Here is a 14501-nt window from a genome sequence, read left to right as displayed (position 1 = left end):
TCCCTCCTTACTTAATGAATAAATAGTGCAGGAACAAGGCCAATAAAATTCCTGTTAATCCTCCGAAGAATACTTCAATAGGCTGATGTCCCAGAAGTTCTTTCAATTTCTTTTGCTTTTCTTTTTCTTCTTGCCGGGGCCATGCCTTTGCCTCGCCGACAAATGTATTAAAGTCAGTTACAAGTTTATTAAGAACTGTGGCCTGCTCTCCGGCGTGTCTTCTTACTCCAGTGGCATCAAACATTGTAATGATAGCAAAAACCGCTGAAACAGCAAAAAGGGAAGAGGCAAGCCCGTTATCAAGAGCGACCCCTGTTGCAAGTGCCGTAACAGCTGCAGAGTGAGAACTGGGCATTCCCCCAGTGCTTAAAATAAGAGACCAGTCAATTTTTCGAGTCGCAATATACGTAATCGGCACTTTTACAAATTGTGCAAAGAAAATGGCTGCCAGGGAAGCAAATAGCGGGAAATTAAGCAGTATCTCCATGAGGTCGGACATCCTTTCCGTTCAAAAATAAATGCTCTGTTATTGACTGTATGGTATAGTTCCATACATTCATGCCCTTATCCTCTGTCATTTGTTCAAATAGTATAAAAACTTTTTATCCTTTGATACAATAAGGTCAGAGAGGAGTGCATGCCACGTGACTCTTTACCCAATGGAATATTATCAGTTTTTTATCCATTTTAATGAAGGCGATTATTATACATGTCATGATTTGCTTGAATTAATCTGGCTGACGGAGAAGGATAACTTATTTCTAAAAGGCATGCTGCAAATGACAGTTGCTATTTATCATTACGAATATGGCAATATTAAAGGAGCAAGGCTCATGATGCAAGCCGGACACTCTTACATACAGTCTTACCGCCCATTCCATTGGGGAGTAGATCTTGAAAAAGTAAATGCATTCATTGAAGAATGTCTGGTTATTATTCCTGCCGGCATTCAGTCGGTTTCTTTTGAAAAAGCCGGGCAGCTGCCTAAATTGCCTGCTCTTTTTCTATATCTTGAAGAAGAGCCGGGAAAACCTAACTATTAATGGAGGTGTGTTTTCATGTTTCATATTCGATCATCAATTAAATGGAACGAAGAAACAATCATTTTTGGATTGTTTCAAAAGACAAGCTCGTTTGAAGGCCATTTAGCTGAGCTTGACCAAAAGCTTGAAGGTCATTTTTCATTGCTTGTAAAAGAGGGGGATATTTCTGCCAAAAAGAATGAAATCTCGAAAGTACATACTCTTGGTAAAATCGGCGCAAAACGAATTTATTTTACAGGCCTTGGCAAAGAAAAGGAATATGATTTTGATGCTGCCAGAGAGTCTTTTGCGAAGCTGTTCAAGACACTGCAAAAAGCTGAAATTCAATCTTTTTCAATCGTTCTTGATACATTCATAAGTGAACATGTTCAAGTAAATGAAGCTGCTCACGCATTATCAGAAGTTCTTCCGCTTTCTACTTATAAAATACAGGACTATAAACAAAAATCAAATGAGCCAGAACGAAACATCAACCAAGTTACGATCATCTCAAATGAAGATGAAGCGGAAATACGTTCAAGTCTTGCAGTTGGATCTGCATTCGGAGAAGGAACAAACTCTGCAAGAACGCTTGTCAACATGCCCGGTAATATTTTAACGGCAACGGAACTTGCTAAATACTCTGTTGACATCGCTAAAAAATACGGTTTTGAATATGAAGTGCTTGAAAAAGAAGATATGGAGAAGCTTGGAATGGGTGCTCTCCTTGCTGTGAACAAGGGATCTGATGAGCCGCCGAAAATGATTGTTCTTAAATACCAGGGAAAAGAAGAATGGACAGATGTGATTGGTCTGGTTGGAAAAGGCATTACCTTTGATACTGGAGGTTACTCAATTAAGCCGAAAGACGGCATCGTCGGCATGAAATCAGATATGGGCGGAGCAGCAGCTGTTTTAGGGGCGATGGAGATCATTGGAAAACTGAAGCCTGAGCAAAACGTACTCGCTGTCATTCCATCAACTGACAACATGATAAGCGGCAATGCTTTCAAGCCTGATGATGTCATCGTTTCGCTCTGCGGAAAAACGATTGAAGTGCTCAATACAGACGCAGAGGGCCGATTAGTCCTTGCTGACGGCATCACATATGCCAAGCATCATGGCGCAAATTACTTAGTAGATGTTGCGACATTAACAGGCGGAGTCATCATTGCCCTTGGAACACATACAACAGGTGCGATGACAAATAATGAATCATTATTTGAGCAAGTATTAGAGGCATCCCATGAATGCGGGGAGCCAATCTGGAGATTGCCGATTACAAAAAAAGACATTGATAAAGTTCGCGGCAGTAAAATGGCGGATCTGAATAATTCCCCTGGGCGTGAAGGCCATGCCATTATGGCGGGGACATTTATTGGAGAATTTGCAGAAGGTACGCCGTGGGTGCATTTAGATATCGCAGGAACAGCGACATCTTCCAATGCAGATGATCTTGGACCTTCTGGCGGCACTGGTGTCATGGCTCGGACGCTTGCCGCTTTTGTGGAACGATTTGAGGTTTAATGACGGGGAAGGGCACTGATTACAGTGCCTTTTTTTGTATAGATGGAATTGATGCATTCATTATCGGTAGATTGCATCATTCAAAATACATACATCCTTATTCCATAATCCTTTAGTCTGCTAATATAATAAAATTTTAACATTGACACTAAAAAAGAAAATATGTTATTTTAATTCTATTGAATTTTATCTCACTAATACATTAGCATACTAAAGTAAAGAGATTCCGGAGGTTTTATAGATGAATGCAGTTATTTTGGCTGTTTTGGTCATGCTTGTTTTAAGTTTGCTGCGGGTAAATGTTGTATTTTCCTTAGTGACAGGCGCACTTGTTGGAGGTTTAACAGGCGGACTGGATTTAAAAACGACAATTGAAACATTTACAGGAGGTCTTGGCGGGAACGCCACTGTTGCCCTGAGTTATGCTCTTCTTGGCGCTTTTGCAGTTGCTCTGTCAAAAACTGGCTTGCCTGATGCAATGGTAGAAGCAGCTATTAAGCTAGTTGGTAAAGAAGGAGAAGAAAAAAGGAAATCTCTTTCAAAAGTACTTATTATAATAATTATATTGATTATTTCTATTTTTTCTCAAAATGTTGTACCTGTTCATATCGCGTTTATACCTGTCTTAATTCCGCCTTTATTAAAGGTATTGAATCAATTGCAGTTGGACCGCCGTTTAATCGCTGTTGTCATTTCATTTGGTTTAATTACACCTTATATGCTGTTGCCGGTCGGATTCGGTGCGATTTTCCATGGCATTCTTCAAGAAAACATGGCAGCTGGCGGCTTGTCCGTAAGTCTTAAGGATATTCCGAAGGCGATGCTGATTCCTTCAGCAGGTATGGTTGTCGGACTAATTCTGGCGTTCTTTACGTACAGAAAGAAACGTTCCTATGAGACAAAAGAAATAGCTGGACATGCACCAGCTGTTTATACGAAAAAAAGTGTTTCTTTTGCAATACTTGCTATTATCGTTTCATTAAGTGTTCAATTATTCCTTTCACAGATACTGGAAGTAGAAGGAATGATTTTCGGAGCTCTGGCAGGAATTATTGTTCTCTATGCAACAGGATCAATGAAATGGAATGAAGCGGATCAGCTTTTGACTACCGGGATGAAAATGATGGCGTTCATTGGATTTGTTATGCTTGCATCTTCCGGCTTTGCAGCTGTCATGCAAGAAACAGGCCATATTGATACATTGGTTAAAACTTCTGCTGAATTAATTGGCGGAAATCAGTCTATTGCAGCTCTTTTAATGCTGCTTGTTGGTCTGCTTGTTACGATGGGAATCGGTTCATCGTTCTCAACGGTGCCAATCATTGCGACTCTTTTTGTACCGCTTTGCCTTGAGCTGGGTTTTAGCCCTATGGCAACCATTGCACTCATAGGTACTGCCGGAGCGCTCGGTGATGCAGGTTCACCTGCATCTGACAGCACTCTTGGACCAACGTCAGGTTTAAATGCTGACGGAGAGCATAATCATATTTGGGATACATGTGTGCCAACATTCCTGCATTATAACATTCCATTGATTATTTTCGGATGGATCGCGGCAATTGTCCTTTAATAGAAAAATAGAAAAGGCCGCCTGCATATAAACAGGGCGGTCTTTTATTTCGATGCTTAGCTCTGCCTCCTGATCAGGCGCCAGAGCTTTTCTATGATGTTAAGCTTCGCTTTTCTTATTTCAATCTCTCTAATAACTCTTCGTCATCCATTTCCAGGATTCTCTCCAACAGTTCAGGCTGTCTTTTTAAAAGAGTATTCTCGTATGTTTCGCGTTCTTTTTCATTTAAGAAATAACGCTTCATTTGCAATACTGTCATGAAAGCTCACCTCTTTCACAAGATCTCACACTAAGTATTTTCCAAATTAGGAATCTTTTAAACATGAAATCTAGGGTACTGTAAGATTTTATCGAATTTTGTCTAGTTATGCAAGAATCTTTACCGGAGAAGGAGATATAAATAGATGAATAGAACTATTTAGTATAAAAAAGATAGGGGTGCAGTGAATGAAATGGATGAAACAGCATAAGTTTCTCACGGGTGCAATTATATTATTGCTATGCTGTACGGGAGTTATTTTTTATATCTTCACTGAAATGATGCATACGCCTGTACAAAGTACAGAACAAGTAAATAAGACAATTAATGAAAGTTCGGAGAAGCTTGCTGAAATTGATTTAAGCAATAATCCATTTCCAGTAGGCGGAGCTACGATTACAGAAGATCAAATACAGAAATATCTCCACGGGATGTCTCACCAAAAAGTGGAGGCCAAAGATAAGTGGATTCACTTTGAAATCACGGAAGAGAGAATTCTTTATTTAATTAAACAAATTGAGAGCGACAAAGAAGCCTTTGAAAACTCGGATTTATATTTGGACATCCTCAGCAGATGGCTTGAAAATGATTATGCAGAAGCTGACAGGGACCACAATGCTATTTGGAGCCTTCAGGGAGGTACAATAGGCAAAGCAACTGGCGTGTTGTCCAAAGACGAAGAATTAAAATATCTTGAAGAAAATAAGGGTGAGATTAAATAATAAAAAACACATGATTTCTCATGTGTTTCAGACTGTCGACAAATCCCCCCCTTTTTGGGGGATTTGTCGGCAGTTTTTTTATATAATGAAAATAGAACAATACAGAGGTGATTTGGATATTGTCTAAAAATAATCAAATGAATCGTGATCAACTAGAAATGATTACACTTGAACAGTTGGTGCCGGAAGATCACTTAGTCCGTAAAATTGAACAAGCTCTCGATTTTTCTTTCATCTATCCATTAGTAGAGAAAGTCTATTCCGCAGATCGAGGTCGTCCAAGTATTGATCCGGTCATATTGATTAAAATGACCTTCATCCAATACCTTTTCGGTATTCGATCCATGAGAAGAACCATTGAAGAGATTGAAACCAACTTAGCCTACCGTTGGTTTTTGGGTTTTGGTTTTCATGACAAGGTGCCCCACTTCTCAACATTCGGTAAAAACTATGAACGGCGCTTTAAGGATACAGATCTGTTTGAGCAGATATTTTACCGCATCTTAAAAGAGGCGATTGATAAGAAACTGGTCAATGGAGAACAGGTATTTATTGATTCAACTCACGTAAAGGCTAGTGCTAATAAACGAAAGTATCAGAAAAAAATCGTACGAAAAGAAACGAAATCATATGAGGAAAGGCTCCAAAACGAACTCAATCTAGACCGCGAAGAAAACGGAAAAAGCCTTTTCCCCAGATAAATTTGAACCGGAAGAGAAAGAGATTAAAGAAAGTACGACGGATCCGGAAAGTGGCTATTACGTAAAAGATGAAAGAACAAAACAGTTCGCTTACTCATTTCACGCAGCCTCTGACGAAAAAGGATTTGTTCTGGGGACAATCGTTACGCCTGGTAACGTGCACGACAGTGCAATATTCGAGCCTCTACTTGATCAAGTAACTGAGCTTCACAAGAAACCTGCTGCTGTTGCTGCCGATGCTGCTTACAAGAACCCTGCTCTTGCTCACTATTTGAACGAAAAAGAAATTCGTCCGGTTTTTCCTTATACACGGCCAAAAACAAAAGATGGATTTTTCAAGAAAAGTGATTATGTGTATGACGAACATTTTGATTGTTACATATGCCCGCACGATCAAGTGCTTCCTTACAGAACTACTACGAAAAAAGGATACAGACAATACTCTTCCGATCCGAAGGTTTGTGAAAATTGCCCATTCCTAAGCCAATGTACGGAGAGCCAAAATCATCAGAAATTGATTGAAAGGCATCTCTGGCAAGAATACTTAGATGAAGCTGAACACCTTCGTCATACAGAAGAGAACAAAACAATTTATGCAAAACGCAAAGAAACGATAGAGCGTGTCTTTGCAGATGCAAAAGAAAAGCATGGTATGCGTTGGACAACGTTGAGAGGACTCAAAAAATTGTCCATGCAGGCGATGCTTACTTTTGCTGCCATGAACTTGAAAAAGTTGGCATCCTGGACATGGAAGCCAGCGAAAGCGGTATAAAAATAATCAACGAATAGGCCTACAAACATCAAATTAGCCCCAGAAATGACAAAAAGCATTCGGATAGAGTTCATCCGAATGCCTTTTGTCTACAAACTGAAACACATGATTTCTCATGTGTTTTTTTAATACTTATATTTCCGTTTCAGGCAGCGCGATGCTTCCCAAGGTTCGCAGCTTTATTTACAGCTTTATAAATGCGTGGAGCAATAATAGCGCCAATGGCTGTAAAGATGACATCTTTCACAATAAACCAAGTCATCACAAGCCATGCACCCGAATAGCTCATTTCTACATTCATCCAATAATTAAGTGCTGCGTACATATAAGTCGTTCCGATAATATAGATAAGAGCAATTCCTGCAAAAGAGGAAAGGAAGAAAACTGAAAGTGTTGGTTTTTTACTTGCTTCAACAATTTTGCCGGCTACATAAGCAGCTGCGATATAGGATAAAATAAACCCGCCGGTGCTGCCGAAAATAACTCCAATGCCTCCGCTGAACTGAGCGAAGACAGGTGCACCTGCTATACCTACGAGTGCATAAACAATCATGGATAATGCGCCTAATCTGCTTCCGAGCAGCAAACCTGCTAAAATACAGAAAAAGGGCTGCATCGATAACGGAACCGTTCCGACTGTTAAAAACGAAGTTAGGTTTGCACCAATTGCCATTAAAGCTGCAAACATTCCGACGAGTGCTAAATCATAAGCCTTTAATTTATTTTTCATTCTCTCATCCCCCATAGATGCCATGTATCTTTCTATAAAAAGAGTACTGAATTCAGTTAAATATGTCAACTTTATTTTATTGTAGTTAACATAGGAAGAGGTGTCAATATGTATTTCGGCAAAGTCAAAAGCAAAGGAGATCCTAATCGGGTTCCGCCTAATCAGCATGTAACAACCAAATTTCCAGTTCTTCACGCAGGCAATGTTCCTTATTACGAGGATATAAGCAAATGGGATCTGCAAGTATTTGGCTTACTTAATCAACCTAAGAGATTTACATATGAGGATTTGATGAAGATGGAGCAAGTCGTTCAGGGCAACGATATTCATTGCGTAACTGGATGGTCAAAGCTTGATAATGTATGGAGAGGAATCAGCACCCGAGAGCTCGTGAAGGATTTGGGGCTGCATGAGAAAGCAAACTATTGCATCCTCCATGCCGAGGAGGGCTGGACAACAAATTTGCCGCTTGATGATTTCCTTAAGGAAACAAGCCTGCTTGCTCATTCCCATAACAGAGAACCGCTAACGCCTGAGCATGGATTTCCGTTCAGAGCCGTATTTCCGCATTTATACTTCTGGAAAAGTGCAAAATGGATACGGGCGATCCAGTTTACAGAACACAATCACCCTGGATTCTGGGAGAGAAACGGGTATCATATGAATGGAGATCCGTGGAAAGAAGAGCGGTTTACATGGGATTGAAAAAATGCACCTGTATGATTCAGGTGTATTTTTTTATGGTTATGAATCTGACTTAAAACTGGACGTACTCGGGTAAAACGGAAGCCTCAGGGAAAATGAGATAGGCGTAATTTCCATTCTTCGTCTATAATGAGAAGGTTGGCAATTTCATACGAATGTTCGGAGTGACTTACAATGTATTTTACTGTGCTTTGCCTTGTTTCTCTCATCCCGCTGATGCTTGGGATGATTATATATATGAATGAGAAAACCATCTTATCAAGAGCGATCGTTTATTTCTTAATCATGCTTTTTATTTGGCAAATAGACGTTGCTCTCTTATATGGCACTGATTTATTCTCTATGGAAACAGCACAAATTTTATTTCAAATAGGGCGTTTTGGGTCGATTATGATCATGCCGATTTTATTTTATTTTATGTACTTAATGATAAATCAAGAAAACGAAGCCGAAAAAAAGCAGTGGTTCCGTTTTATTAATATTAAAATACTCATCATGCTCATTATCTGGAGCCTGGCTGTTTTTGCCATTAATTTAACGTCATTTGGAGTATCCGGTATAAAAATGATAGAGGATGGCTTTTTCCCGGATCATTATTATCCGGTTTTTGGACCGCTGAACTGGACGTACTATTTGAATGTCTTTTTTGTATTTATAAACATCATTTTGCTTATCGCTGTGTCGAAGAAACTTAATAATAAGGACTTTGCTTCATTCAGTATTTTTTTCTGCACATCGATTTTATTCGTTTTTATTAATGGTGTGCTGTCAGGCTATCAAATCTTTCCGCTTTTTTTATCCAGCTTTGGCTCGGTTCTCTCGACCTTGATTATCTTTATGGCTTACTTCAACATGCATTCAAAAAGAATTCAGCTGATGAACAGGGATTTGAGGGATCAGAAGGATTTTCTTCACAAAGTAATGGATTTAAACCCAAGTTATATTTATGTAAAGAACCATGAGCTAAAGTTTGTCCTGGCTAACAAGGCAATGTCCGCTTTATACGGCAAAGAAGTACATGAGTTAATAGGAAAGATTGATTCGGACTTTAATGATCAGCCGGATCAGATCAAGAAAATCCGCGATGAAGAACTTCAGATTCTTGCCTGGGAAACAGAGAAATGGGCGGAGCCTGAGCTAGCGATTGATTCAGCCGGGAATACAAGGTGGATTGAAGTGACAAAGATCCCTGTAAGATTGGAAGGGGAGACATATATTCTTTGCATCGGCAATGATGTGACACAGAAGAAAAGGGATGCAGAGGTTATTTTAAAAACAGAAAAATTGAGCGTCATCGGAGAATTAGCGGCAAGCATTGCTCATGAGATCCGAAATCCGCTGACATCAATAAAAGGTTTTGTGCAAATTCTGCAGGAAGATGAGCATATGAAGCAGAGCGGCGAACATTTAAGAGTCATGTCAGAAGAGATTGACAGAATCAACGAGGTAGTAGGCGAACTGCTTCTAATTGCCAAGCCGCAAATGCAAACAGTCTTATCCGTTGACTTGAAGGCAGTCATTGAAGACGTTATGACACTAATGAAAAGCAGTGCACAGCAAAATAACATCAGCCTTATGCTTAATCACGAAGCGGACATATTTAAAGTCAGTGGGAATAAAAATCATTTAAAACAGGTTTTTATAAATTTAATAAAAAATGCAATTGAGTCCATGCCTGATGGAGGAACCGTGCAAACTGCTATAGAGCGTTCAGCAGATGGCAGCATTCGGATCTCTATTTCGGATGAGGGGATTGGGTTAAATCAAGAACGAATGGAGAAATTAGGTGAACCTTTTTATACGACAAAGGATAAAGGAACGGGCCTTGGATTAACGGTTTGCTATAAAATCATCCGGGAAGAGCACGCAGGAGAGATTCTATTTGAAAGCGAGGAAGGACGCGGAACGACAGTTCATATCATCCTTCCTGCAGAATCCATTTAGTCTGCATCAACTGCTTTATCTCGTTTTTGTTTAAATGCGTTTGTTCCGATAACGCCGGCGATAATGAAAAAAGCGCCTATCCAGTGATAGAAATAAATGGTTTCATTCAGGATAACCGCTCCTGCAACAATTGAAATGACTGTTGATAAATTAGCGAACACACTCATTTGAGAAGCGGGAATTTTCGAAAGAATGTAGTTTGACAGAAAAGAAGTCAATAGTGTAGCAAAAACACCTAAATAGACCGTGAATAATAAAAATGGCACGTTTGTCCACAGCGAGACATATTGAACAAAATCACCTGCAGCCAAATGCTGTATCACAGCATACAGATTAAAAAAGATAAACCCGAATGTCACCATAATAAAACTAAGCTGCAAGGGCGAATATGAAACAGACAGAAATCTTGCAAGCACTGTATACCCTGCAATCGATAAACAGGCAATGAACAATAAAAGAAAACCAAGCAAACTGTTAAATTCGATGCCAGCCCCTTTCATGAAAAAAATATAGACAACACCGAATATCGACATCAAAATAAACAGAACTTGAATCAGGCTGGTTTTTTCCTTTAAAAAGACAGAAGCAAGCAAGGCGGTTAAGATTGGTGCAAAAGCCATCAGGATGCCGCCTTCTGCAGATGTTGTATAAAGCAGCCCGAACGCCTGGAAACTAAAAAACATCGTCGGATAAAATAAAGCAAGCAGCAGCAGAAAAGCAAGAGATTTTCCATTATCCTTAAATGAAGGCATTTTAATAGGCACAAAGAATTGAAGAACCAGTAAAACAAGAAACCCAAGTGTAAACCGGTATGAGAGTGTATCGATCGGCGAAGCATCTTCAAGCGCAAGCTTTGTAAATAAAAAGGTAAGTCCGACTATGGAGGCATTTAATACAGCGCCAAGGTAAGGAAGTACCTGTTCTTTCTTCATCTTTCATTCCCCGTTTCTATTTTCTTATGTTCACCTTACCACTTTTTTTAGAGTCTTTGATATGTTCAGATTAGAAAAAGGCTGTTTTTCGAAGTATTGCTTTTCGACATTTTCCATATTTACAGGCAGAGCATGAACATTGTTTGATGTTGATGTTTAAGGAAATGATACCAATATACAGGGTTGCCTGACCCCCGGTTTGAACGGAACTGAGCAAGGCGCCTGCGCTTTTGAAATAGGTTATGCTACTATAGAAGCAATCAATAAATGAATGAGGTGTCTTATGAAAATTGAAGTATGGTCTGACTTTGTCTGTCCATTTTGTTATATAGGTAAGCGCAGATTAGAAGAAGCGCTGGCTGAATTTCCGCATAAAGATCTAGTTGAAGTTGTCTATAAGAGCTTTGAATTGGATCAAAATGCTCCCCTAAACAGCGGGAAAACGATTGATGAGGCATTGGCATCCAAATACGGCATGACGATTGAACAAGCGAAGGAAGCGAATGCCGGAATCGGGCAGCAGGCAAAAAGTGCTGGTCTGACATTCCGCTTTGACGAGATGAAGCCAACGAATACATTTGACGCTCACCGCCTGGTGAAGTTTGCTAAAACACATGGTAAAGAGGGGACTATGACAGAAAACCTTCTTTACGCCTATTTTACAGATAATAAAGACTTGGGAAATCATCATACCCTTGCAGATCTGGCAGAAGCATCAGGTCTTGAGCGCCAGAAAGCATTAGAAGTTCTGGATGACAAAAGTTCATTTGCAGCTGAAGTGAGAAAAGATGAAGGAATTGCGCAGCAATACGGCATAAGCGGAGTACCCTTTTTCGTCATCAATCAAAAATATGCGATTTCAGGGGCGCAGCGGGCAGAAACATTTGCAGGTGCACTTCAGAAGGTTTGGGAAGAAGAAAATCCTGAACCTACCTTGCAGGACCTGTCTGAAGAAAGCGGTAATGACGCATTTTGCGCAGACGGAAGCTGTGCTGTACCGCCGAACAAGGAGTAGTACATCAAAAAAAGAGCCTGGAGGCTGCCTCCAGGCTCTTTCTGTATTCCATCCGTTTTTTTAAACGAATCAGTTTACAGCGATTTCTTTATCAAGCGCTACTTCAACAGGAACGAATGTATAGCCAAGATCGCGGGCTACCGCTTCATACGTGATATCGCCTTTTGCAACGTTAACGCCTGCTTTAAGAGGAAGGCTGTCAGCAATTGCCTTGTTTACGCCTTTGTTTGCAATTTGAAGAGCGTATGGCACTGTAACGTTCGTAAGTGCAAGTGTTGATGTTCTAGGAACAGCTCCAGGCATGTTAGCAACAGCATAGTGAACAACGCCATGCTTCTCATAAGTTGGGTTATCGTGAGTGGTAATGTGGTCAACTGTCTCAACGATACCGCCTTGGTCAATTGCTACGTCAACGATAACTGAGCCTGGTTTCATTGATTGAACCATTGCTTCAGATACAAGTGTCGGAGCTTTTGCACCAGGGATTAGTACAGCACAGATTAATAAGTCTGCTTCTGCAACTGCATTTGCAATATTGATAGGGTTAGACATCAATGTCTTAATTTGATTGCCGAAGATATCGTCTAATTCACGAAGACGGTCCGCACTTAAATCAATAATTGTAACATCTGCGCCTAAGCCGATTGCCATTTTTGCAGCGTTTGTTCCAACTACACCGCCGCCGATAATGGTTACCTTGCCGCGGCTCACTCCTGGTACTCCTGCAAGCAGAATGCCTTTGCCGCCCTTTGGTTTTTCAAGGAATTGTGCGCCAATTTGTGCTGCCATGCGTCCAGCTACTTCACTCATAGGAGTAAGCAATGGAAGTGTGCGGCCAGTTGTTACTGTTTCGTAAGCGATAGCTGTAACACCTTTATTTTTTAGCGCCTCTGCAAGAGCTGGTTCAGCAGCTAAATGCAAGTATGTGAAAAGAATAAGCCCTTCGCGGAAATACACATATTCAGATGCTAAAGGTTCTTTAACCTTCATAACCATTTCAGCAGCCCATACATCCTTAACATCTTCTGCAATTACTGCACCGGCAGTAAGATAGTCTTCATTCGTGAAACCGCTTCCAATCCCTGCGTCTTTTTCGATAAGTACTTTATGTCCAGTTGCCACGAATTGTGTAACCCCGCCAGGCGTTAATGCAACACGATTTTCATTATTTTTAATCTCTTTAGGTACTCCAATAATCATTTGAAACCCTTCCTCCTTTAACAGCCAGTTTATACTGTGCCGCTTATCTTGAAATGTGTGATGATTTTGAATATGAGATTAGTATAAAGCGTTTTCTCACACATTTGTTTGTTTAAAAAAGAGAAAGGATTTCTGATCTTTTGTGAAATTTCACAAACTCATTTTATCAAGCTTTAAGTTAAGATAAACAGTTATTTTTTGATTTGGATCCCTTAAATCAAGCTCAGCAATCTGGGAAATACGTTTGATTCTGTAGCTTAATGTATTGACATGTACATTAAGCGCTTTGGCAGCATCGTTCACATTGCTGTCTTTGTCTAAGTAAACTTCCAGTGTTTCAATAAGGTTTGTATGATGCATCTCATCATATTCCTTCAGTTTTCTAAGAGGATAGTATATAAACCCTTCCTGTTTCCGTTTTTCATGAAGCAAATCCAAATATTGATAGATGCCCAGTTCTGAAAAGCTGATGAGCCCGACTGTTTCTGCAACAAAACGTTTTTTTATATTTTGAACGGCGATTGCTTCTTTATAGCTGAGTTCAATTTGCTCCGCTTCTTTATAAATACTGCCTATTGCCGCCTTTACATGGTCAATCATGAATCGCTCTTTAAGCTGAAGGATGGTCCAGTCGACAAATTGTTTAATATCCAAAAGAGGCTCGCCGCTTTTAGGCGCAAGCAGGATGATCAGTTCATTCTGATCAAGGGTGGAAAGGATAATTTGAACCTGTTGAGTTGTTTGAAGCAGATAATTAATTTGTTTTTCAGTTGGGTCTTTAATTTCATCGCTGAAACGGAACAAGACAACGGAATGCTGAGAGGGAGGAGTAATGCCGATATCATGAAAGCCATTGATTATGTCAGATTCCTTGTTGATATGCCCGGTAAGCAGTTTCCAGAAAAACTCCTGATTCCGCTCTTCCTTCTTCGATTTGCGGTTGTGCAGGTTTAGAAGCTTATTTTTAACAACCTGCGCAGCTTTCTTTAAAAGTTCAAGCTCATCATCTGTCAGCTTTTTATTAATTTCCAAAGCCCAGATAAAACCAAGAACTTCATTTTTTTTCCAGATGGATATGGCAATGCGGTTGCCAAGGCCCACCTCATCAATGTTTTTTACGCGGATAGGCTCATCTGATTGCAGAAGCATTGGAATCGTGCCGTCTTTCCATAAACTGTTAATGACTTTCTCCGGAACGCGTCTTCCAATGATCGTTGATATCCTCGCAGGGTCTGTACAGTCATCATGTGTGCTGTAAGCGAGAAGGCGGTGATTTATATCTTCAATAGTGATCGGGCATTGAAGAACCTCGCTGATGCGGTCAGCGACATCTTCAAGACGGTCAGCATTGTATTTAAAGGCTTCATTAGCCGGTTTGTTCATTTATTTCACCTGCTTCTTC

At 40.1% G+C, this 14501-nt stretch carries 13 protein-coding genes and 1 pseudogene; 8 read left to right on the top strand and 6 right to left on the bottom strand.

Annotation, left to right across the window (positions count from 1 at the left end; translation table 11 throughout):
- Window positions 1-7: 7 nt before the first annotated feature.
- The gene (locus LIT25_22700) at window positions 8-487 is read right to left on the bottom strand and encodes a divergent PAP2 family protein (GenBank protein USK33303.1); all 480 of its coding nucleotides are present in this window, start codon (window positions 485-487) and stop codon (window positions 8-10) included.
- Window positions 488-644: 157 nt separating this feature from the next.
- Between LIT25_22700 and LIT25_22695 the strand changes: the two genes are divergently transcribed.
- The 3 genes from LIT25_22695 to LIT25_22685 all read left to right on the top strand — a co-directional run bounded on the left by LIT25_22695 (window position 645) and on the right by LIT25_22685 (window position 4119).
- On the top strand, window positions 645-1043 hold the full coding sequence (locus tag LIT25_22695; GenBank protein USK33302.1) for a DUF309 domain-containing protein: 399 nt from the start codon (window positions 645-647) through the stop codon (window positions 1041-1043).
- Between the two features lie 15 nt (window positions 1044-1058).
- Window positions 1059-2549: a leucyl aminopeptidase gene (locus LIT25_22690; protein ID USK33301.1), complete on the top strand. Its 1491-nt coding sequence runs from the start codon at window positions 1059-1061 to the stop codon at window positions 2547-2549.
- Between the two features lie 241 nt (window positions 2550-2790).
- Window positions 2791-4119 (top strand): Na+/H+ antiporter family protein, encoded by a 1329-nt coding sequence (locus LIT25_22685; protein ID USK33300.1) that lies wholly within the window; start codon window positions 2791-2793, stop codon window positions 4117-4119.
- Between the two features lie 115 nt (window positions 4120-4234).
- Here the strand turns inward: LIT25_22685 and LIT25_22680 are convergent, their stop codons facing one another.
- A complete protein-coding gene (locus LIT25_22680; GenBank protein USK33299.1) occupies window positions 4235-4378 on the bottom strand; it encodes a hypothetical protein in 144 nt (47 codons plus the stop codon).
- Window positions 4379-4566: 188 nt separating this feature from the next.
- Here LIT25_22680 and LIT25_22675 point away from each other — a divergent pair, with 188 nt between their 5' ends.
- On the top strand, window positions 4567-5100 hold the full coding sequence (locus LIT25_22675; protein USK33298.1) for a DUF6241 domain-containing protein: 534 nt from the start codon (window positions 4567-4569) through the stop codon (window positions 5098-5100).
- 116 nt (window positions 5101-5216) lie between these two features.
- Window positions 5217-6573 (top strand): annotated as a pseudogene (locus LIT25_22670) (IS1182 family transposase).
- A 145-nt stretch (window positions 6574-6718) separates the two neighbouring features.
- Here LIT25_22670 and LIT25_22665 read toward each other — a convergent pair.
- Window positions 6719-7303, bottom strand: coding sequence for a biotin transporter BioY (locus LIT25_22665; GenBank protein USK33297.1), 585 nt, complete (start codon window positions 7301-7303; stop codon window positions 6719-6721).
- A 108-nt stretch (window positions 7304-7411) separates the two neighbouring features.
- On the opposite strand from LIT25_22665, the gene LIT25_22660 reads away from it, so the two are divergent.
- Window positions 7412-8008: a sulfite oxidase-like oxidoreductase gene (locus tag LIT25_22660; GenBank protein ID USK33296.1), complete on the top strand. Its 597-nt coding sequence runs from the start codon at window positions 7412-7414 to the stop codon at window positions 8006-8008.
- A 174-nt stretch (window positions 8009-8182) separates the two neighbouring features.
- Window positions 8183-9952: a PAS domain-containing protein gene (locus LIT25_22655; GenBank protein USK33295.1), complete on the top strand. Its 1770-nt coding sequence runs from the start codon at window positions 8183-8185 to the stop codon at window positions 9950-9952.
- On the opposite strand, the gene LIT25_22650 is transcribed toward LIT25_22655, so the two are convergent.
- Window positions 9949-10884, bottom strand: a complete 936-nt coding sequence (locus LIT25_22650) for a DMT family transporter (protein USK33294.1) — start codon at window positions 10882-10884, stop codon at window positions 9949-9951. The genes LIT25_22655 and LIT25_22650 overlap by 4 nt on opposite strands.
- Before the next feature lie 283 nt (window positions 10885-11167).
- On the opposite strand from LIT25_22650, the gene LIT25_22645 reads away from it, so the two are divergent.
- Window positions 11168-11899, top strand: a complete 732-nt coding sequence (locus LIT25_22645) for a DsbA family oxidoreductase (protein USK33293.1) — start codon at window positions 11168-11170, stop codon at window positions 11897-11899.
- 69 nt (window positions 11900-11968) lie between these two features.
- On the opposite strand, the gene ald is transcribed toward LIT25_22645, so the two are convergent.
- Together ald and LIT25_22635 are read right to left on the bottom strand one after the other, a co-directional pair.
- Window positions 11969-13099, bottom strand: a complete 1131-nt coding sequence (gene ald, locus LIT25_22640; GenBank protein ID USK33292.1) for an alanine dehydrogenase — start codon at window positions 13097-13099, stop codon at window positions 11969-11971.
- 150 nt (window positions 13100-13249) lie between these two features.
- Entirely contained in the window at window positions 13250-14482 is a 1233-nt protein-coding gene (locus LIT25_22635; protein USK33291.1) for a PucR family transcriptional regulator, read from the bottom strand.
- Between the last annotated feature and the right edge of the window lie 19 nt (window positions 14483-14501).

The organism is Bacillus sp. F19 (genome assembly GCA_023823795.1).
Classification (GTDB): domain Bacteria; phylum Bacillota; class Bacilli; order Bacillales; family Bacillaceae; genus Bacillus_P.
This window is presented reverse-complemented; position numbering and strand designations above follow the sequence as displayed.